The sequence below is a fragment of the Microcoleus anatoxicus genome (genome assembly GCF_042465725.1).
GTDB lineage: Bacteria > Cyanobacteriota > Cyanobacteriia > Cyanobacteriales > Microcoleaceae > Microcoleus > Microcoleus anatoxicus.
The window spans coordinates 3,419,558-3,440,145 of sequence record NZ_CP120853.1 but is presented as its reverse complement, the minus strand read 5'-3'; the positions used below and the strand labels follow the sequence as shown (position 1 = coordinate 3,440,145).

At 47.7% G+C, this 20,588-nt stretch carries 16 protein-coding genes; 10 read left to right on the top strand and 6 right to left on the bottom strand.

The annotated features are described in order from the left end of the window. Positions 1 to 234 precede the first annotated feature (234 nt). Entirely contained in the window at positions 235 to 1,149 is a 915-nt protein-coding gene (locus tag P2A85_RS14835) for a hypothetical protein (protein WP_377473341.1), read from the top strand. Positions 1,150 to 1,181: 32 nt separating this feature from the next. Here the strand turns inward: P2A85_RS14835 and P2A85_RS14830 are convergent, their stop codons facing one another. Further along, a complete protein-coding gene (locus P2A85_RS14830; protein WP_377473339.1) occupies positions 1,182 to 1,763 on the bottom strand; it encodes a hypothetical protein in 582 nt (193 codons plus the stop codon). 731 nt (positions 1,764 to 2,494) lie between these two features. Here P2A85_RS14830 and P2A85_RS14825 point away from each other — a divergent pair. Then, on the top strand, positions 2,495 to 3,400 hold the full coding sequence (locus tag P2A85_RS14825; protein WP_377473337.1) for an alpha/beta fold hydrolase: 906 nt from the start codon (positions 2,495 to 2,497) through the stop codon (positions 3,398 to 3,400). 215 nt (positions 3,401 to 3,615) lie between these two features. Here P2A85_RS14825 and P2A85_RS14820 read toward each other — a convergent pair whose 3' ends face one another. After that, entirely contained in the window at positions 3,616 to 4,140 is a 525-nt protein-coding gene (locus P2A85_RS14820) for a DUF4330 domain-containing protein (RefSeq protein ID WP_340522040.1), read from the bottom strand. A 313-nt stretch (positions 4,141 to 4,453) separates the two neighbouring features. On the opposite strand from P2A85_RS14820, the gene P2A85_RS14815 reads away from it, so the two are divergent. Continuing rightward, entirely contained in the window at positions 4,454 to 5,314 is an 861-nt protein-coding gene (locus P2A85_RS14815; RefSeq protein ID WP_377473335.1) for a M48 family metallopeptidase, read from the top strand. Positions 5,315 to 5,321: 7 nt separating this feature from the next. On the opposite strand, the gene P2A85_RS14810 is transcribed toward P2A85_RS14815, so the two are convergent. The 4 genes from P2A85_RS14810 to P2A85_RS14795 form a co-directional block, all read right to left on the bottom strand. Beyond that, complete coding sequence (locus P2A85_RS14810) at positions 5,322 to 6,089, bottom strand: metallophosphoesterase family protein (protein ID WP_377473332.1); 768 nt, start codon at positions 6,087 to 6,089, stop codon at positions 5,322 to 5,324. A gap of 489 nt (positions 6,090 to 6,578) precedes the next feature. Continuing rightward, positions 6,579 to 10,085: a beta strand repeat-containing protein gene (locus P2A85_RS14805; protein WP_377473330.1), complete on the bottom strand. Its 3,507-nt coding sequence runs from the start codon at positions 10,083 to 10,085 to the stop codon at positions 6,579 to 6,581. Between the two features lie 1,033 nt (positions 10,086 to 11,118). Beyond that, positions 11,119 to 12,414, bottom strand: a complete 1,296-nt coding sequence (locus tag P2A85_RS14800) for a TldD/PmbA family protein (protein WP_377473328.1) — start codon at positions 12,412 to 12,414, stop codon at positions 11,119 to 11,121. Positions 12,415 to 12,776: 362 nt separating this feature from the next. Further along, entirely contained in the window at positions 12,777 to 13,646 is an 870-nt protein-coding gene (locus P2A85_RS14795; RefSeq protein ID WP_377473326.1) for a Tab2/Atab2 family RNA-binding protein, read from the bottom strand. 276 nt (positions 13,647 to 13,922) lie between these two features. On the opposite strand from P2A85_RS14795, the gene P2A85_RS14790 reads away from it, so the two are divergent. The 7 genes from P2A85_RS14790 (at position 13,923) to P2A85_RS14760 (ending at position 20,443) form a co-directional block, all read left to right on the top strand. Then, positions 13,923 to 14,645, top strand: a complete 723-nt coding sequence (locus tag P2A85_RS14790; protein ID WP_340550639.1) for a pyridoxine 5'-phosphate synthase — start codon at positions 13,923 to 13,925, stop codon at positions 14,643 to 14,645. A 73-nt stretch (positions 14,646 to 14,718) separates the two neighbouring features. Next, the gene (locus tag P2A85_RS14785) at positions 14,719 to 14,895 is read left to right on the top strand and encodes a hypothetical protein (RefSeq protein WP_377473324.1); all 177 of its coding nucleotides are present in this window, start codon (positions 14,719 to 14,721) and stop codon (positions 14,893 to 14,895) included. A gap of 33 nt (positions 14,896 to 14,928) precedes the next feature. Further along, a complete protein-coding gene (locus P2A85_RS14780; RefSeq protein WP_377473322.1) occupies positions 14,929 to 15,675 on the top strand; it encodes a hypothetical protein in 747 nt (248 codons plus the stop codon). Positions 15,676 to 15,869: 194 nt separating this feature from the next. After that, positions 15,870 to 16,547, top strand: a complete 678-nt coding sequence (gene deoC, locus P2A85_RS14775; RefSeq protein WP_377481500.1) for a deoxyribose-phosphate aldolase — start codon at positions 15,870 to 15,872, stop codon at positions 16,545 to 16,547. After that, complete coding sequence (gene recO / locus P2A85_RS14770; RefSeq protein ID WP_341739854.1) at positions 16,544 to 17,422, top strand: DNA repair protein RecO; 879 nt, start codon at positions 16,544 to 16,546, stop codon at positions 17,420 to 17,422. The genes deoC and recO overlap by 4 nt, the downstream gene beginning before the upstream one ends. A 207-nt stretch (positions 17,423 to 17,629) precedes the next feature. Continuing rightward, positions 17,630 to 19,195, top strand: coding sequence for an MFS transporter (locus P2A85_RS14765; protein WP_377473320.1), 1,566 nt, complete (start codon positions 17,630 to 17,632; stop codon positions 19,193 to 19,195). A 24-nt stretch (positions 19,196 to 19,219) separates the two neighbouring features. Continuing rightward, a complete protein-coding gene (locus P2A85_RS14760; protein WP_377473318.1) occupies positions 19,220 to 20,443 on the top strand; it encodes a glycosyltransferase family 4 protein in 1,224 nt (407 codons plus the stop codon). Positions 20,444 to 20,588: the final 145 nt, after the last annotated feature.

Below are 20,588 nucleotides of genomic sequence, written 5' to 3'. Positions count from 1 at the left end.
ACCGGGTTTGAGACCGATCGGACAAAGTGGAATGCCCCTTATCTCCTGCTCCAACGCAGGAGGGAGTGCTATCAACAAGCACTCGTTTAATGATAACTGAACTCTAGCAGTTTAGGGTAAAGAAGTGGCTAGATGCCCCGTGCAGGCTTCCCAGACCATTGGGCGATCTGGTCTAGGGGAGCATTACTGCTTGTTGTTACTATTTCAATATACAAATTGATCCAAAAACTCAGTATGGAACGAGTAAAAAAAACTACAGCCAAAATGCCTCCCAGACAAGAGGAACAGTCAGAAGCTAATGACCAACTGCGATCGGACCACTTGCAGAAATTACCCTCATCCATAACCGATGTCCAGGTTTTGAAGAAAAATACACCGGAAAACCGTCCATTTCCTCAAACTATACCACCAGCCCTTCCTGAGTCAGCCAGACACCCTAGGACTGACTTTCAAAGATCCTCGAACCGGCCTGTAATTTCTACTACCTTGCTCAAATGGGTGTTAGGGCGTTGGAATAGATCGTCTGGCACCCTGGCAGTTTTAACAGCTTCAGCAGTTTGGGGCTGGTGGAACAGTCAATTACTGGCTGCTACGGGCTTGGGCATCGGAGCGATGATGCTGGTTTACCGGGCACAGTCCTGGGATTGGCAACAATTGCGATCGCACATGGAGCAATTTTGGGACAGCCCCAGCCGACGGTTGGTAGTAGCAGTGGGTAGTGGCGGTCTTGCTACTTTAGGAACTTACATGAGTTTTTCGATTTGGGAACAGTCAGAGAGTAACTCGATCGCTCTGAGCGCAATTTTACAAAATTTGGGGACGATCGCCATTGTGGTATTGTTGGTGCGACAAGTCTGGAGCCAAAGTGCTTCCAAAGATGAAGCCGTAATCGATGGCATCCTGGCGAATTTGACCGATGCAGACCCTGTAAAGCGTTTGATAGCAGTGCGGCAAATGACCGATTTGGTCAAAAGTCCTGGGTTTTGGAAACCCAGTTCCCTCAAAAATTCCATCGGTCTGTCCCACACTGCGGAGTGCTTTCGCTTGATGCTGAATCAAGAACCAGAAGCTATAGTCCGCAATGCCCTTCTAGAAGGTTTACAGACTTTGGACTCTCTACATTGTTCTGAAAAAACCAAATCAAGCTGAGTCGTTAAAAATTAAATTTGAATTCGGAATTTTTAAAAGCCAAACATTAAATCATGGACTACTAGCTGACCATCAAAAGCGTAAAAAGTGATTCGAGAAATATTTGGTGCTTTGACACGCAGTTCAGTGCTCGGCTTAATCGCAGAATTAGACCCTACCAGATTCGGTCCAGGCATTTCATCCTGAGCAATTTGGACACCATCAATGTCGCAAGCAGACAAAACCGTTCGCCGGGAACTGGTGACAAGTCCTGACACAAAGCGAACTGGATACTTAAAAGAGATTTCTATCTGTCCACTTTTGGGGGCTCCCATTAAAATTGTGATCCCAGGAACCGTCAAAAATGCTGGGTTGGAAGGTTGGATCGCCACCACATTGGAAAAAGTTAGCCCCCAATGTTTAAACTGGTGTTCTACTACTTCAAAGCATTTCAACTCTTCTAAAGCTAGTCGCACAGAATCCGGTGCTACAGCAGGCATCCGAGGCTCTGCTCCCCCCACAGAGCGGTCGGGAGTAGCAACCACAACATTATTTTTGCCGTTTAAATCTACGCTTCGACATGGAGTCTCAAATTCTGCTATCCTGTCAGACTGAAGACTTTTTGTGTCAACCATAAAACCCTCGCGATCGCTTTTCCTGAGCAGTTGCATCGTTAGTAGACCTCCCTGAGATTAGTTATTTTTGGTGGGGTGGAATCGATCGGGGGGCGACTAATGATTGCCAACCCCCCCATTCAGCATAAACAACCGATCCTCACCCTTCTAACAAAGACTTTCGACATCAAAAGTCCCTGCTCCGCAAAGTATCGTGATTAATGATTAGACATCTCCCATAATTTCTGTGGGATAGGCATTCAGCCTGCCCTTGACAGCCTTGTTAGGAGAGATCTATTGGTTATTTAGTCCCACTTTTGTGATAACTTCAGCGTTTGGGTAGAGCGCTACCTATCCATTGTCAATTATTGTCCCGTAAATTAGTTACCAAAGTCAGACCGATCGACCGCAAACCCACCCTGGGCTGTGAAAGAGAGCTTTAGCACTGTAACTGTGCAAGCATCGCTTTGAGATAGCGACTCACTGAGTTTTTGACAGTGAGGGGTATTACCCATCACCTTGCTATTATCTCCGATCCACAGTAGTTTGCAAGGGTGAGGATAACTACACAACCCGAACAGCAAAAATCTCAAAACTTGCTTCCTGTCTGTAGTTTGACCCTTCACCTGTAATTTCATATAATTAAATCAATACTCAAACTTTACAAAAGCACCCTCAACTAAACAATTTTTTTCACATTCAGACTGATGCCAGACCCAAATCTACCATCTCACAACAATTGAGGTTTATTTATGCTTTTGCCCCTAGGCTTCGGTCAACGATCGACCGTTACTTCCCAAGGCCGAATGGTTTACTACACTGCGGAAAAAACACCTTGGATGAACATACCTACCTCAACTTCGGATAATTTGCCGAACTTGGTATTTTTTCACGGTTTTGGAGGCGGTTCCAGTGCCTACGAGTGGTCGAAAGTTTATCCGGCTTTTGCTGCTGACTATCGAGTTTTGGCACCGGATTTAATCGGCTGGGGACGATCGGAACATCCGGCGAAAAATTACAAGGTTGACGATTATATCACATCTTTAATCGAATTTCTCGAAAAAACTTGCGGGAGTCCGACGGATGTGATAGCTTCTTCTCTGACTGGGGCGATCGCAATACGAGCTGCGATCGCCAGACCTGACCTGTTCAAATCCCTGATTTTGACCACACCTACCGGTTTGTCGGACTTTGGCAAAGATTACAGCAAAAGTTTATTTGCTCAAATAGTCAGCACACCTATTTTGGACCGCTTGCTTTACAATACCGGAATTGCCACCGATGGGGGCATCCGCAACTTTCTAGAACAGCGGCAATTTGCCGATGACCGCCGAGTTTACCAAGAAATCGTAGATGCTTACCTAGAATCTGCCTTGGAACCAAATGCAGAGTATGCCGCTCTTTCTTTTGTGCGAGGAGATTTATCCTTCGATTTATCCCTATACATCACTCAGCTAACCACGCCGACAGTGATGATTTGGGGAGAAAAGTCACAATTTACCAGCCCTGAGATTGGCCAGCGATTGGCCAATCTCAACCCCGAAGCCATCAAAGTCTTCCAAATTTTGGAAAATGTCGGTTTGACACCGCAGCTAGAAATTCCCGCTGTCACCATTGGCTCGATCCGGCAATATTTAAAGTTGCTATCGGAAGGGTAAAAAAGTCAACTGACAACGGCCAGTTGTTATGGGTTATTGTTGATTGGTTATTGTTGATTGGTTATTGTTGATTGGTTATGAGTTATGGGTTATGAGTTATGGGTTATGGGTTATTCATGATTATAATAGTGTGAATAACTAATAACTAATAACTAATAACTAATAACTAATAACTAATAACTAATAACTAATAACTAATAACTAATAACTAATAGCTATTTGACGCGCACATCAATGACGCTGGCGTTGAAAATATACTTCTTGCCTTCGAGCTCTAGGGTAGTGCCAATTTTCACCTTCGTATTGCCTAAAACAGGGCCGTTGTCAGTAATTTGACCTTTACCTTCTAAGGTAAACATCATATTTCTGCTGAAAGATTCTTCTTCTCTGGGGTCTGGTAGAGCTTTCAATGTGCCATTGGGCTGAGGAACGGCGAGGGTTCTGGTCAAGGTTTTGACAGCTTTGATCGTAATCTGACCGGAAGGTTGGTTACGGATAATCACATTGATTTTATCCCCTGCTTTGAATAACTCTTGAAAGTTTGTCCCTTTAAGACCGATCGCAATGGCATCGATTTCTACTGGTTTGACATCGGCACCGCCAACTTGGGCTACAGAACCCCCAGAAGTACCAGGGAAGAAGAAGATTCCGACTGCAACTAGCAGGATGATCAGAGCAGCACCTAGGTCTAGGATGCTAAGTTTACCGAACAAGCGGCCTTGTGAATCCAAAATTTTCATAAAAAATCTTCGGGAGTGTAGAAACCGCGTAGCTTGATAGTCGCGGACGAAACACGAGCCGCTGAATTTATCCAGCGTCTTCTGTGAGGGGTTGATAGCTTAAGAAGTATCTGTACAAGCCAAAAGATATTACCACGATCGCAGCCCACAATCAGCAGGAATTGAAGACTGATATGTCAGAGTCTCAAGGGCGACATAAAATTGAAAAAGTCCCAGCATTGATTCTGGGAATCTCCCTTGTCAATCAAGCTATACTTCAAGTATGCCATACATCCTATTCACAAAAGCGGTCGAAACAAAGGCTATATCTGTCATGTTTAAAAAAAATTGGTTGACAATCCGGCGTAGATGTGGTAAAGGAATTTATTTATTTCTGTCTCTGATTGTGACTGCGGGAATCTGGGTGGTGTCGCCGGAACCGATGCAAGCATTTTCTTTGCCAGAACTGATTTTTCGAGGTATTCAAGTTATTAAATTGTCGAATGTGTCCGATCGCCAAGAAGTGGCTATAGGTAAAGAAATCAATCAGCAGTTGGCTGGACGGGAATTTAAAATTTATCCCGATCGCGCCACTACAGCATATATCAACCGCATCGGTCAGCGACTGGCCCAAAATAGCGATCGCCCGAATATTCCCTATACCTTCCAAGTCGTTGACGATGACAATATTAATGCTTTTGCGACAATGGGCGGTTTTATTTATGTGAATAAAGGTTTAATGACCGCGGCAGATAATGAAGCTCAATTAGCCAGCGTAATCGGTCATGAAATCGGTCACATTAGTGCTCGCCACGCGATTAAACAAATGCGTCAAATGGCGATCGCCTCTGGTGTCGCTTCCGCAGCGGGACTTGATGGTTCTAAGGTAGTGCAGCTAGGGGTAGAACTGGCTTTGCGCCGTCCCCACAGCCGTCAAGCTGAATACGAAGCAGATCAGTTGGGATTGCAAACAATGGGGCGATCGGGCTACGCTCAATCGGGGATGGTGGATTTTATGAAAAAGTTGCTCAACAGACCTTCTCCTCCCAGCATTTTGAGCACTCATCCAGCTACCGATTCCCGCATTGTGGCGATCGAACAGGGAATCGATCCAAGTTTGGCTACGGGTGAAGGCTTAAACAATGGGACTTACAGACAGGAAATCCGCCGGCTTCTGGGTTCCTCGCGTCAGTAGTCAACAGCTACCTCGGTGAAACAACTGGACTCAAAACCGATTTCTGGAGGGGAATTTCCGAGGAGTTCAATGGTCTAACCAATTCGTCTAAGGGCAAAATTCGGACTTGATGGTTAAACACATTGACTTGATAAACTCGGCGGTAGTTGAGGTCAAATCCTGTCAGCCAGCCACTCTTGGGATGATAAGCCCCTGTATCAATATCTAGCCACCCTTGTCCTCTGACTAATTCTCCCGGTCTGACGCCCTGAAACGTAAAGGTGATCGTGTGACCGGTGATAATTAATTTATCGGGAAAATAGGGTTGAGAGATATTGTGAAAATCCTTGCGAATCCAGCATAGTTGTTCGCTAGACTGCTGGTCAACGGGGAGTGTGGGATCGACCCCGGCGTGGACTAGCCAGATGTCGCCCAAGTCGATGTGGGTGGGGAGCGATCGCATCCATTCTAAGTGCTTGTAGGGCATCATCCCTGTATTTCTGTAACTGTCGATGGTGGCATCACCGCCACTGCAAAGCCAAGCTTGCCACGATCGCATATCAGCAACGTCACTGACTAGAGCATTTAACATCAGTTGTTCGTGGTTGCCTAACAGAGCTTGGTAACGACTTTCCTTGACAAATTCTACTACTTGAGCACTCTTAGGTCCGCGATCGATTAAGTCTCCCAGAAAATACACGCGATCGTCCCAGCCAGGGGCAAGTGCCTCTAGTAAGGTCATTAAGCCATCGAAATGCCCATGTACGTCACCAATAACAATGCGGCGATGCTCCATTGTACTTATTCAATTTCCTGACTCTCAACAAAAACCCGTAGCTAACAGCATCTGATTTTGCCGCTAGGCTTTTTCCCCTCTGGTTCCTAACAGGGGGGTCTCACCCATTATACTGTTTTGTATAAAGATTTAGTAAAGTTTACGAGTATTTACAGAAGACCGAAAATTTGGGTTGATGCAAAAACCCAGTAGATTTAACCACAAGCGACACAGCTCTTAACTAACCTCGCATCCACAGGCTGTCGCGATCGGTCACATAACCTAGGCAGTTGTTATACTTCTATAGCAATCCTAAATGAGTCGCAAGTTTTTTACCCCACCCCAACCCTCCCCTTACTAAGGGGAGGGAGCAAGAAATTGACAAATGAAGAAAGGGGACTCGAACAAGTCAAAGTCCCCTTTCTGAAGCAAAGCTATTTCATTATGACAAACAGGGTTTTGTAGGGGTAGGCCCCTACAAAAAAATTAACCAGTCAGTCTCCCTGTTATTTAGACGAAGCGCAAAGAAGAGCTGTCTAGGCTAAAGGAAGAAACTGGTTGGACGATCGCAATCAATTCATCCGAGCTCCCAGTCTTCTTGAAAATAGCGTTTCCAACAGGCAATCCGGCGGGAGAAGCACCTAACACATAAGTGGTAGGAGCGCCTTGAAGCTGGATGATATCTTGAGTGGGGTTGAAGCCGACAATCAAAGCGTAATCGCTGCTGCCAGTAGCGCTATCGATGCCATCGTTGTAGTAGAACTTGGTGGCATCTCCCAGGAAGAAAGTATCATTGCCTTCTGCGCCAATCAGGGTATCGATTTCGCCCAGCCCTGGATTAGCAGCAGTGCTGTCAACACCAGTCAGAAAGTCATTACCTTCTTGGCTATAGAGGAAATCGTTGCCAGTACCGCCCAGCAAAACATCATTATCTTTACCGCCGTACAGGGAGTCATTACCAGCGTCACCGGCTAAAGTATTTTTGCCTAGATCGCCACTGAGGACATCATTGCCTGTACCACCAAACAAAACATCGTCACCTTTTCCTCCTAACTCCGTATCGTTACCATCGCTTCCAATCAAGGTGTCATTCCCTTGGTTGCCATTGAGGAGATCGTTACCGTCGTTGCCAAAGAGGGCATCGTCACCTTTGCCTCCGAAGATGATGTTGTTGTCGCTATTGCCATAGAGGCTATCGTTTCCTTTGTTACCGTACAAAGGATTGTTAGCATCGTTGGCGACGATGACGTCATTGCCGCTGCTGCCGATCGCCTGTGGCGCTGAGCCTGTCGGTGCGGGTGAGTTTGTCATTGTGGGTGCTGACGGCGCTGTGAATGTCAGAGCAGGTGCGGGAGTGAAAATGGGTGTGGGTGTGGGTGTTGGTGTGGGTGTTGGTGTGGGTGTTGGTGTTGGTGTGGGTGTGGGTGTTGTCACCGTGGGTATTGTCACCCGTGTGGGTGTCGGTGCGGTGGGTGTTGGCGCGGTGGGTGTTGGCGCGGTGGGTGTTGGCGTCGTGGGTGTCGGCGCGGTGGGTGTTGGCGCGGTGGGTGTCGGCGCGGTGGGTGTTGGCGTGGGTGCAGACGTAGCCTCAGTCAGATTAGCAGCCAAAATTGCTGCACCAGTGAGGTTGGCTACAGTTTCGATGAAGCCAGCACCAGCCAGACTCGGTGATGCACCGAAGAAGTCGGAAATTACCACGTCATCCGTAGCCCGTGCGATACCGTCTTTGTTGATGTCAATCAGTAAACTCGTGCCTTGTCGAGTCAAGCCTGTATTGCCCGATGACAAAGACAGCGACAGCGTAGGGCTGGTACTGATATTAGCCTGAAAATCAACAAAGTCTAGGCGATCGATCCCACCTGTATCCTGAATTTGCAGTTGATTCTGCCCGTTATCCTGCCACAAATAGCGATCGTTACCTGCACCGCCTCGCAGCACACTGCCATTGCCACCGCCATTGAGCGTATCATCGCCAGCACCCCCTTCTAAGGTGCTATTAACATTACCAGTGAGAATGCCATTGTTTCCTAAGAATACCCTCTTGGAGCCAGCCGATAGATAGTCATTACCCGCACCGCCATCCAAATTTAAGCCGTTTTGCAGCGTGTCATCTCCATCGCCACCAGCCAAACTACTATTGCCACTGAAACCTCCATTCAGAAAGTCATTGCCGATACCTCCAGCCAGGGTGTTATCGCCGTCGCCACCAAGGAGGCTGTCATTGCCTCCACCCCCGCTGAGGCTGTTGTTTCCTGCACCGCCCAGCAAGGTGTCGTTGCCTTCTAAGCCACTGATTGTGTCATTGCCATCTAAGCCTGCGATGTTGTCATCGGCTGATGTGCCTGTGAGGTTATCGTTACCGGAAGTGCCACTGGTTGCACTGCTTCCGGGTGTCGCCGTAGCCTCAGTGAGATTAGCAGCGAGAATCGCGCTACCAGCGAGGTTGCCGACAGTTTCGATGAAGCCAACACCTTCGACAGTCGCCGATGCACCGAAGAAGTCGGATATTACAATGTCATCTGTAGCCCGTGCAATCCCGTCTTTATTCATGTCAATCAGTAAACTCGTGCCTTGTCGAGTCAAGCCTGTATTGCCCGATGACAAAGACAGCGACAGCGTAGGGCTGGTACTGATATTAGCCTGAAAATCAACAAAGTCTAGGCGATCGATCCCACCTGTATCCTGAATTTGCAGTTGATTCTGCCCGTTATCCTGCCACAAATAGCGATCGTTACCTGCACCGCCTCGCAGCACACTGCCATTGCCACCGCCATTGAGCGTATCATCGCCAGCACCCCCTTCTAAGGTGCTATTAACATTACCAGTGAGAATGCCATTGTTTCCTAAGAATACCCTCTTGGAGCCAGCCGATAGATAGTCATTACCCGCACCGCCATCCAAATTTAAGCCGTTTTGCAGCGTGTCATCTCCATCGCCACCAGCCAAACTACTATTGCCACTGAAACCTCCATTCAGAAAGTCATTGCCGATACCTCCAGCCAGGGTGTTATCGCCGTCGCCACCAAGGAGGCTGTCATTGCCTCCACCCCCGCTGAGGCTGTTGTTTCCTGCACCGCCCAGCAAGGTGTCGTTGCCTTCTAAGCCACTGATTGTGTCATTGCCATCTAAGCCTGCGATGTTGTCATCGGCTGATGTGCCTGTGAGGTTATCGTTACCGGAAGTGCCACTGGTTGCACTGCTTCCGGGTGTCGCCGTAGCCTCAGTGAGATTAGCAGCGAGAATCGCGCTACCAGCGAGGTTGCCGACAGTTTCGATGAAGCCAACACCTTCGACAGTCGCCGATGCACCGAAGAAGTCGGATATTACAATGTCATCTGTAGCCCGTGCAATCCCGTCTTTATTCATGTCAATCAGTAAACTCGTGCCTTGTCGAGTCAAGCCTGTATTGCCCGATGACAAAGACAGCGACAGCGTAGGGCTGGTACTGATATTAGCCTGAAAATCAACAAAGTCTAGGCGATCGATCCCACCTGTATCCTGAATTTGCAGTTGATTCTGCCCGTTATCCTGCCACAAATAGCGATCGTTACCTGCACCGCCTCGCAGCACACTGCCATTGCCACCGCCATTGAGCGTATCATCGCCAGCACCCCCTTCTAAGGTGCTATTAACATTACCAGTGAGAATGCCATTGTTTCCTAAGAATACCCTCTTGGAGCCAGCCGATAGATAGTCATTACCCGCACCGCCATCCAAATTTAAGCCGTTTTGCAGCGTGTCATCTCCATCGCCACCAGCCAAACTACTATTGCCACTGAAACCTCCATTCAGAAAGTCATTGCCGATACCTCCAGCCAGGGTGTTATCGCCGTCGCCACCAAGGAGGCTGTCATTGCCCCCACCCCCACTGAGGTTGTTGTTTCCTGCATCGCCTAGCAAGGTGTCGTTGCCATCTAAGCCAACGAGGGTATCATTGCCTTCTAAACCTGCGATGTTGTCATCGACGGATGTGCCGATGAGGTTGTCGTTTGTGAATGTACCAGTCAATACTGCCAATGTTTTTTTCCTGCCTAGAGTAAACCGGCGGGCGCTATTTATGAGATCAGCACCTCGCCTTAATTGTTTATCTGGGCACTCTCCCCAAAATTATGCAGTTTTTCCAAAAAAACTTTTTTTTTGGCAATTCTTTTTTTTTCCCAGACTCACGACTCACGACACAGAGGCGATTAAGGCAGTAGGGGATCTCGCATTCGGGCGGAAAATTCTTGAGTAAAACCGATAAATTATCTGCCCGAATGCTTCGCCCTTACCCCAAAGTTATGCCTTAACCACCTTGGCGGTTGCTATAGCAGTCGCCAAGGCGGTTTGGTCATTGAGCGGAGCGTCGCCCTGAGCGTAGTCGAAGGGTCGAAATGTCCACTTCGACTACGCGAGCGTGACCGAAATATCCTAATCGCCTTGGCGGTTGCTATAAGACTGCTGGCGGTGCATCTCAATGAAGTGTCAAGAATCCTCGGCCTTCTGTGGCCGGGATTATACAGCGGTTCCTGCTGCAAGAGCGACAAACTTAATGAATCCTTAATATTTAATAAATTGGTTTGTTAATTGCTCCTGGGAGCATCCCGATTTGGGAAACACGCCTAGGGCGTGTTTTCAAACCCAAAGATCCCCCCCAGCCCCCCTTAAAAAGGGGGGGGAAAGAGTCTTTAAGTCCCCCTTTTTAAGGGGGATTTAGGGGGATCTAAATCTTAAGGAGTAGTTTGAAAACACGCCCTAGAGGGCGAAGCATTCGCGTTGAAAATCTCTGATATATCTATAGGAGATGGGCGCGAATGCGAATCCCCTACAAAAATGCGATGCACCCCGCTTTTGTACCTCATAACAGTTGAAAATCTCTGATATATCTATAGGAGATGGGCGCGAATGCGAATCCCCTACAAAAATGCGATGCACCCCGCTTTTGTACCTCATAACAGCAGGAACCGCTTTATCAACCATGCGCTAGCTGTGTCCCGAATTGCTGGGAATACCCGGATTCAAAGCTTCCTCTCACCAATAACTGATAACAAATAACCAATAACAACTAACTTTAGTTTTTGCCGATGACGGACAATCCTTCGACAATTACAGAGGGTGTATGGCAAGAACCGTTCCACTCGGAGTCCCCTCCTAATTCTACTAATTGTTTGAGGACTGTATAGACGTTGCCGGCAACCATTGTGTCTTTGACTCTGCCAATTATTTGACCTTTTTTGACGCGGTAGCCGAGATCGATATTAATCGAAAAGTCGCCGGAAATTCCCGCACTACCCCCCAGCATTTGATCGACTACAATTCCGTCGTCTAATTGGGCGATTAAATCTGTGAGCGATCGCTCTCCTGGTTTAATTAAAACATTGAACAAACTCGGTGTGGGATAACTGCCCAAACCAGGGCGAAATCCGTTGCCGGTGGTGCCACTGCCTAATGTTCGACCGGTGGTGCGATCGGTATAAAATAACTGCAATACTCCATTGTGTAGGAATACGATCGATCTAGTGGGAGTGCCTTCGTCATCAAAGGGACAGCTATAGGGCCCCGTATCCGGCTGTTGGGAGAGTGTGACTAGGGGGGATGTGACTTGTTGGCCCAATCGATCGCTCCAAGGCGAAGCCCCTTCGAGTACCTGTTTACCGTTGAGGGCTGCACAGACTGTGCCCCACAGTAAATCGGCGGCTTTGGCGGTGAACAAAACTGGTACCCGCCCTGTGGCTGGTGCTACATTGTCTTTGGCCCATTCCAATCGTTGCAACACTCGCTGGGTGATGGTGTGGATGTCGATGGTGCTGCGTTCGGTTTCGCCCTCCCAAATATTCAGGAAGTCTTCTCCCCGCACTAATTCTGCTGATAAGTAACCGCTGAGGGTGGTGTCGGTGTGGCTGCAATCCAAGCCTCTAGTGTTAAGCAAGCGGGTGCTTTCTATTTCGCAGTCAAATTCGGCGGTGCAGATGCTTTCTGGGTAGGCTTGGCGAATGGTGGCGATCGCACTTTTGCCCCATTCTACTAGCTGTTGTGCTGCGATCGACTGTCCGAGGTCGGGATAGACAATTTTGTTACCGCTACCGAGTTCGATGATTTCCGGTTCGTTGAGTTGCGACAGGGCGATCGCGCGATCGACCAAAATCTGCGGTTCCACGGGCCCGTAAGCCACTGCCAAACCCGGCCTCCCATCCCTCCACAGCCGCAGAGCAATGCCTTCTGCTTGGGCAGTTTCTAGCTGTTTGAGGCGATTTGCTTCAAAAAATACCGGCCGCGATAAAGATTGCGACTCCAATACCTCAGCAGCTTCGGCACCTGCTTTGGTGGCTAATTCTAGCAGTTGTTCTGCTGATTGGTGATTGGTCATTGTTGTTGGTAATTTGAAGGAAGAAGGAAGTTGAACTTTTTATCGATATTTACGAGCAGAAGTTATTGGTTATTGGTTATTGGTTATTGGTTATTGGTTATTGGTTATTGGTTATTGGTTATTGGTTATTGGTTATTGGTTATTGGTTATTGGTTCTTCACCTAACAACTGACAACTGACAACTGACAACTGACAACTAACCCTTCGACTACGCTCAGGGCACCGCAACTAACAACTGACAACTGACAACTAACAACTAACCCTTCGACTACGCTCAGGGCACCGCAACTGACAACTGACAACTGACAACTGACAACTGACAACTGACAACTGACAACTGACAACTGACACAACTAACAACCCTAAATACTTAATTCATGCAGCAGCCAAAATCCGTCGAAAGATTCCGATTCTGGATTAGACTGGATTGCCAAAAAATGTACTTTTTTTGCTTCTTTTTTCGCAGCTTCAAATTTTTTTGCTTCTGCTTGAGTTGCCGAGTCTCTGATATTAGCTAAAATCCAGCGATCGTTAGCACCCGTATCCAGTATCAACCTAGGGGGGGTAGGAGGGGAGCCGGAGTCATATTTCATAAAAGCTAACTCCAAACCCGACATCCAACCAGCCAGGGCTTTAGCTCTCGACGAAAATATAATTAGCCCCGGAATTTGGGTTTCTGGGTTCAGCCCTGTCATGGGTAGCCCAAAAGCTTCGCCAAATCCGATATCCCACTCGGACATTTCATCAAAAGCCGAGAGTGGCAAACTCACAAATGCCCATTTTTCGCCGATTAAAGCGTCCGGCAGTGCCACGGGCGTTTCGGGTACAAATTGCACAGAAGGGTTAACAGTAGCTTGATAACCCTCTTGTGCTGGATAATACGATCGCATCCGTTCTTCTAGCCACAGGCTGATGGCAAGGGTGCGGCGACTCGCTGCCACGGGTATGTCCAAATCTTCGCAGGCTTTGGTAATCATGTTGGCCATTTGGCGACGGAAAAAGCGGATTTTTTCGGGAGGTTTGGGTGCAGAGGCGATCGCCTCTTTAATGGCACCAGCCAGCCACAGGGAATTTACCGTTGAACTGGGGCACCACTGTGAGTAGCGAAACAGAGATTCTGCATTGTCACCGACATTCAGCGGACTTTCGCAAATTAACACTTCCCATTTTTTTTTCTGTCGATCGTCTAAAATCGGACGACTGTAAAAATCGAGTTCCCAAATAGTAGCCATGCTGCGCGGTTCAAATTTATCCTTTCTCATGTTACCGGAGATCGGTCAAGTTTCTGATACCGAGCATTGGCCAATGATTTTAAATCATCGAGCATTTTAAAACAATGCTGAGGGGATGGTTGATCCGAGTATTCACAGCCCACAGGTTTCTTAGTCTCTTGCAACCTGAATCGATCAATATGGTAAACTGGTCGAGACTGCGAATGCGAAAAATAACAAATAGAAGATAATTAAAGGTCGATCGCCTTTATTCAAAAACTAACTAATCGAAATTCCATGACCAAACTCAGCGTCAACATCAACAGAATTGCCCTCCTCAGAAACTCTCGAAACATCGGCATTCCCAGCGTTACTGAAGCCGCCAAAACCGTAATTGCCGCCGGAGCCCACGGTGTCACAGTTCATCCCCGTCCCGATGAGCGACACATCAAAGCCTCCGATGTTTATGAATTAGCCAAAATGCTAACCGTAGAATTCAATATCGAAGGTAATCCTTTTCAAGATCCGTTTATGGATATAGTTTGCGATGTCAAACCAGCCCAGTGTACCTTGGTACCAGATGCTCCCGATGTACTCACCTCCGATAGCGGTTGGAATATTCCCGAAAATCGCGATCGACTCCTACCAATTATTCAAAAATTAAAAGATAACGGCATCAGAGTCAGTCTATTTATGGATGCAGACCCTGCTCTCATGGCCCTAGCAAAAGAAGTGGGCGCAGACCGAGTAGAATTGTACACAGAACCCTATGCAACGGCCTTTCGCGAAGGGAAAGTAGAATCAGTTTTTGAACAATATGTATTATCAGCTAAGGCTGCTCAAGCTGTCGGTTTAGGTGTGAATGCAGGACATGATTTAAACTTGCAAAACCTAGCTAAGTTTTGCTCCATTCCCGATATCCTAGAAGTATCGATCGGTCACGCTCTCATTGCAGAAGCATTAGAAATGGGCTTGTCTAACACTGTACAAGCATACTTGAAAATTCTCTCGGATTTATAGTAGACATCTCCAACAATTATTGTGGCGAGTACGGGTGAGGTATCCAGGGTGTCCTTGACAGCCTTTTTAGCAGATGTCTACTCGCCCTGGAACCCAAACCATCGCCCAAACTTTGAGCTGGGAACTACCCGATCGCAGCTTGTGTATCGGTAGGGTATACTCAGATGTGCCCATAGGTATCCTAATACTGCTCTATCCCCAAAGGCGATCGACAGCCTTTAATCCGGTATTGACAGGGAAGCATAAGTAACCATATACAACTCATTACCCTTAGAAACACGACATGAAAAAACTAATTTTACTGACTGGGATGCTACTGATGATGATGGTAAAAACAGCCTTTGCCAGCCCCGTAGCTCCAAAGGTTGAAACAATGGATCGGATAGCAACCTCGGAAATTCGAGAAACAATCGAGAAACCCACCAACGATGTTGCACCCCCACAAATTGAACCCATCAAGCCGATGTCAACATCGGAAATTCGAGAGACTATCAAAAAATCCACCACCTATATTTTTGAAGGCATCAAAGGACGAGAACTCACACTTTCCCTATGGGCTGGAGAACTGAGCGCCGAACTCTACACTCCCAGTGGCGAAAATTTGGGAACCCTTGACAAAAGAGATAATCAATGGGTAGGGAAGTTACCGGAGTCGGGCATCTACCGCGTCCGAGCCATCCCTAAACGCGAAACCAGTAGTTTTGTATTGGAACGTGACTTTAGTGCCAAGTGGACTTATCGCCCCGATCGCTTAATTCCCATAGCATTCGGAGACAAAGAAGGTAAAATTCAACTGAAAATGTCCGGCTACCAAGTCCAGCCCCTGACAATTGAGGCGAAACGGGGACAGACAATGAGAGTCACTGCTAGCAACAAAAATATAGATGTGGCGATCGAATCTCCGTCAGGAATACTCCTGGATCAAGGGGAAGGTCAAACTTTCGCTCAACTGCCAGAATCGGGAGTTTATCGAGTCCTCGTAGTTGCAAACAGACCAATCAAGCCTGCAATCAAAGTTTCTCTGCAATAGTCAAAATAGCCAGAGAAAAAATTGCCAAAATACTATCTTAGTTCTGGTATTTGCCACCAAAAAATACCAAAGCTCGCCTAAAGGGCGAGTTTTTTTTAGACCATAATATAAATTAATACTTAACCCTAGTTTCTTAATAATTAAACAGATTTAGAGACATAATAAAGAAGTAGTGAATGCGGATAAAAACCACCATGCCTGCAAACCAGTCAGACATAGATATTGCCCCCTCGATCGACTACGGCCTAATCGACCCGACAGCCACGCCAGACCAAGTAGAAAACTGTTGCCAACAAGCAGAGAGATTTGGCTTTGTCACAGTGTGCGTGTATCCATGCTACGTCCGAAAAGCTGTTGAGCTACTGCACGGAAAACGTCCAAAAGTTTGTACTGCGATCGGTTTTCCTACCGGTGCTTCGACTTCCAGGGTGAAGCTTTACGAAGCCCTAGAAGCCGCTGACAATGGAGCCGTAGAGTTAGATGTTTCCGTTAACTTAGGATTATTGAAAGCTGGAAAAATTGACGAATTCCATCGGGAATTAGCGGAGATTTGCGAAGAAACTAATCTCACCATCAAAGCAATTATCGAAAGTTCTCTCCTTTCGGATGCGGAAAAACAATTAGCTGCTGAGATTTGTATGGAGGCTGGGGCTGCTTATATTAAAACCAACACGGGCTTTTTTGGGGCGGCGACAGTTGATGATGTACGGCTGTTGAAGGAAGTTACGAAGGGGCGGATTGGGATTAAAGCGGCCGGGGGCATTCGCACTCATGAACAAGCTCTAGATTTGATAATGGCTGGTGCGACTCGTTTGGGGACTTCTCGCGGTCCTGAATTAATCCGCCAGCGGGATAATTTGAACAAGAGATGATTAGAAATTACAAAGCAACTGGCATTAATCTCAAGAGTTCGCCCCTAGGGGAATCCGATCGCGTGTTGACAGTTTTAACGCGGGAGTTCGGCTTAATTAGAGCCGTAGCACCCGGTGTTCGCAAACAACGATCGACCATCGGCGGTAGAAGCGAATTATTTGTTGTCAACGAATTGCTCCTCGCCAAAGGCCGATCGCTCGACAAAATTACCCAAGCCGAAACTGTAGAGTCCCATCCGGGCTTGAGTCGCAACCTGGGAAAACTCGCATCCGCCCAATATTTGGCGGAATTGGCGATCGCCAGCGCCCTTTCCGATCAACCCCAAGAAGAACTATTTTGCTTGCTGAGCGAACACTTGAAGCGTTTGGAGCGTTTGTCCGATCGCACCGATGCAGACTCCCTAGCCTTACTTGTCGCCCACCTGGATCAGGCAATTTTTCACCTGCTAGCCATTGCCGGCGTTGCACCCCAAGTCCAAGTCTGCTGCGCCACCAGACGCCCCTTGATGCCAAATTTCAGAGATCCAAACTGGCAAATTGGATTTAGCATACCTTCGGGGGGAACCTTCAGCTTGTCCGAGTTAGCTAACCTAGAGACAGAACGATCCGAAGCAACGGGTTCGGCTCACATTGGGGCTTCCCGTTCCCCGAAAACTTCTGCCAGTAAACACTTGACAGATTTTTGTATTAATGCTAGGGAATTAAACGCACTGCAACAGTTGGGTAGCCCAGAACTAAAAATAGGAGGGATTGGCGATGGCGGAGCTTGGGTATCAGTAGAAAATATTTTGCGGCAGTATGCCCAGTATCATTTAGGTTGTGCGATTCGATCGGGAAGTTCGATCGATGCTTATTTAGAAAGTTTTGAGTTTTGACAAGAGGAAAAAGAGCGATCGGCACGCTCCGAACCCCAATCAGGGCGAAACCCGAACCAGCAAGTAATTTCAGGTAAAGTCCAAAGATTCTGAGAACATTGGATAATAAAAAAGTTACAAATTATTAAACTTGGCTGTTCCAGCCCTAATTTGAATTTCCCATCCCGCCGAATCTCGATCGTCAAGAACGATTTTGCCCCAAACCCCATGATGCGACTTTCCGATTCTGATTTGACAAGATCTGTTTTAAGCGTGACTCATCACCAGATGGAAGAACGAGAAAATTTGCCCAACTTCGACTCTCATCCAGTTTCCGATGTATGGAGCAAGGGCAAAGACTCAGCAATGGATAAATATCCCAGCACTCCCGAACCAAACAGGGGAAATGGCCGCGTCAAGCAACCGGAACAAAAACTCCCCCAGCAAACCACCCCCGAACCAACCGCCACCAACTCAGCAGCAATTGTCGAAAATCCCGAACCAGAAACAGGATTTCTGCCAATTCTGAAAAACCGTAATTTTTTAGCATTGTGGAGCGGCCAAATTTTCTCCCAGCTAGCAGATAAAGTGTATCTGGTACTGACCATCGCCCTGGTAGCCAGCAACTTCCAAGCAGCGGATCAAACCATCAGCAGGTGGGTGTCAGCAATCATGATTGCCTTTACAATTCCCGCAGTGCTGTTCGGGGCCGCCGCGGGAGTCTATGTTGATAGATGGCCAAAAAAAGCAGTGCTCGTAGCCACAAACCTGCTGCGGGGAAGTTTAGTTTTAAGCCTGCCCATAGTGCTGTGGCTATCTAAAGGCATAGAAATAGGTCAATTACCCCTCGGATTCTGTTTGCTGCTGCTGGTGACCTTCCTAGTTTCAACCCTAACTCAATTTTTTGCCCCAGCAGAACAGTCAGCCATTCCTCTGATGGTAGAACGTCGCCACTTGCTCACCGCAAACTCCCTCTACACTACAACCATGATGGGTTCGGTGATTATTGGTTTTGCAGTGGGAGAACCCCTACTAGCTTTAGCCGATACTCTCTTTACTAACCTTGGTGGCGGCATCGGCATTGGCAAAGAATTAGTAGTAGGAGGAAGTTACGCACTCGCTGGAGTCTTGTTGCTTTCCCTGAAAACTGGCGAAAAAACCGAGGTGGAACACGAACCGCCACATCCCCTAGCTGACTTGAAAGATGGGCTACGTTACATCAACGATCAACCAAAAGTTCGTAATGCTTTAATCCAACTAATTATTCTGTTTTCGATTTTTGCAGCCTTAGCAGTTTTAGCAGTGCGGTTGGCCGAAATACTTCCAGGTATGAGGGCTTCTCAATTTGGCTTTTTGCTGGCGGCGGTGGGTGTCGGTATGGCCTCCGGAGCCACAACAGTTGGTTATCTAGGTAACAAATTTTCTCACTCCCAATTCAGTTTAATTGGCTCCATGGGCATGGCATTTGCTCTGATTGGTCTGTCTCTATTTACACACAATTTGTGGATATCCGTACTATTGATTACCCTGTTGGGTGTATTTGCGGCGATCGTCGGAGTGCCAATGCAGACTACAATTCAAGCAGAAACTCCAGAAGAAATGCGGGGAAAAGTTTTCGGGCTGCAAAATAATGCCACTAATATCGCCTTGAGTTTACCCTTGGCCTTGGCTGGAGTTGCTGAAACATTTCTGGGTTTGCCAAAAGTATTTTTGGCTTTGGCTGGGTTAGCGATCGCCGGTGGTGTCTTAACCTGGTATATTTCCCGTAATACCACAGTCGATCGACTCCCATAAAATAACAAACTCAAATTTACTTGAATGCACATTGCTTGGCTGGGAAAAAAATCACCTTTTTGCGGTAACGTCACTTATTCTAGGGAAGTCACCAACGCACTTTTAGACCGGGGCTACCAAGTCAGTTTTCTGCACTTTGCCCAAGAAGCAGAACTAGAAAGGAATAAGGCAGCGTGGAGTATGGCTAATGGTTCATGGGGCGGGGAAATTGCTCCCACCTCATTTGCTGCATCACTCCCACCCGCGAGTTGCAACGAAGTCTCCTTACCCTGTCTTTACAAGTCGCAAATTTATACAATTCCCACTTTCAAATCCAGTAAAGTGCTGATGAAATCCCTGCGGCGGCTGCAACCGGATGTCGTTCACGCTTCGCTCACCCTTTCGCCTCTAGACTTTCTGCTACCAGAAATCTGCCAAGAATTGAATATACCCCTGGTAGCAACTTTTCATCCGCCCTTCGATCGCAAATTGCGGAATTTGACATCGGGAACCCAACACCTGATGTATCAACTGTACGCTCCGTTTTTAGCTCACTACGACTCCACGATCGTATTTTCTCAGATTCAGCGGGATATATTGGTGAAGTTGGGAGTACCCGAAGAGCGGGTGGCTATGATTCCCAATGGAGTAGACGCAGTTAAGTATTCTCCAGGGCCTTCGGGGTTGAAGTCGGAACTAAAGGCCGATCGCATTTTTGTCTACCAAGGCCGCATTGCCCCAGAGAAAAATGTCGAGTCCCTGCTAAAAGCCTGGAAACAATGTAATTTTGGCCCTGGAAACCTATTGGCGATCGTAGGCGACGGGCCCCTCGCCGCCTCGCTGCAACTATTCTACGGCGAAGATGAGGGCATTGTCTGGCTCGGATTTGTCGCCGACGAGGAACGGCGGATCGAAATTCTGCGGGGTGCAGATGTGTTTATTTTGCCTTCTTTGGTCGAGGGATTGTCGCTGTCACTGCTGGAAGCGATGGCCTGTGGCTTAGCCTGTTTAGCCACCGATGCTGGCGCTGATGGCGAAGCCTTGGAGGAAGGGGCTGGGATAGTTTTAAATACTCAGCGGGTGCGGAGTCAGTTGCAAACCTTGCTACCGTTGTTTTGCGATCACCCGGAAATGTCACAGATGCTTGGCCAAAAAGCTCGCCAACGGGCGATCGATCGGTATACTCTCAGTCAGAATATTACTGAGTTGGAAAAGCTCTATGCACAGGTTTTGCAAGGCCAGCGCCTACCAGTTCGCGGTTTAGCCTAACAGATTATCTGACAGTTGCTCGTTCCCAGGCTCTGGCCTGGGAACGCAGATCCGGAGGCTCTGCCTCCTCCGAGTCCCAAGAGAAGCGAGGCAGAGCCTCTAGATATGGGTTCCCAGGCTCTGCCTGGGAACCAGTTCAACCAGT

What these genes read in the sequence shown, in the direction of transcription:
- P2A85_RS14835 (WP_377473341.1), top strand. Translation starts at nt 235, where the DNA reads ATGGAACGAGTAAAAAAAACTACAGCCAAAATGCCTCCCAGACAAGAG.
- P2A85_RS14830 (WP_377473339.1), bottom strand. Translation starts at nt 1,763, where the DNA reads ATGGTTGACACAAAAAGTCTTCAGTCTGACAGGATAGCAGAATTTGAG.
- P2A85_RS14825 (WP_377473337.1), top strand. Translation starts at nt 2,495, where the DNA reads ATGCTTTTGCCCCTAGGCTTCGGTCAACGATCGACCGTTACTTCCCAA.
- P2A85_RS14820 (WP_340522040.1), bottom strand. Translation starts at nt 4,140, where the DNA reads ATGAAAATTTTGGATTCACAAGGCCGCTTGTTCGGTAAACTTAGCATC.
- P2A85_RS14815 (WP_377473335.1), top strand. Translation starts at nt 4,454, where the DNA reads ATGTTTAAAAAAAATTGGTTGACAATCCGGCGTAGATGTGGTAAAGGA.
- P2A85_RS14810 (WP_377473332.1), bottom strand. Translation starts at nt 6,089, where the DNA reads ATGGAGCATCGCCGCATTGTTATTGGTGACGTACATGGGCATTTCGAT.
- P2A85_RS14800 (WP_377473328.1), bottom strand. Translation starts at nt 12,414, where the DNA reads ATGACCAATCACCAATCAGCAGAACAACTGCTAGAATTAGCCACCAAA.
- P2A85_RS14795 (WP_377473326.1), bottom strand. Translation starts at nt 13,646, where the DNA reads ATGGCTACTATTTGGGAACTCGATTTTTACAGTCGTCCGATTTTAGAC.
- P2A85_RS14790 (WP_340550639.1), top strand. Translation starts at nt 13,923, where the DNA reads ATGACCAAACTCAGCGTCAACATCAACAGAATTGCCCTCCTCAGAAAC.
- P2A85_RS14785 (WP_377473324.1), top strand. Translation starts at nt 14,719, where the DNA reads ATGTCTACTCGCCCTGGAACCCAAACCATCGCCCAAACTTTGAGCTGG.
- P2A85_RS14780 (WP_377473322.1), top strand. Translation starts at nt 14,929, where the DNA reads ATGAAAAAACTAATTTTACTGACTGGGATGCTACTGATGATGATGGTA.
- deoC (WP_377481500.1), top strand. Translation starts at nt 15,870, where the DNA reads ATGCCTGCAAACCAGTCAGACATAGATATTGCCCCCTCGATCGACTAC.
- recO (WP_341739854.1), top strand. Translation starts at nt 16,544, where the DNA reads ATGATTAGAAATTACAAAGCAACTGGCATTAATCTCAAGAGTTCGCCC.
- P2A85_RS14765 (WP_377473320.1), top strand. Translation starts at nt 17,630, where the DNA reads ATGATGCGACTTTCCGATTCTGATTTGACAAGATCTGTTTTAAGCGTG.
- P2A85_RS14760 (WP_377473318.1), top strand. Translation starts at nt 19,220, where the DNA reads ATGCACATTGCTTGGCTGGGAAAAAAATCACCTTTTTGCGGTAACGTC.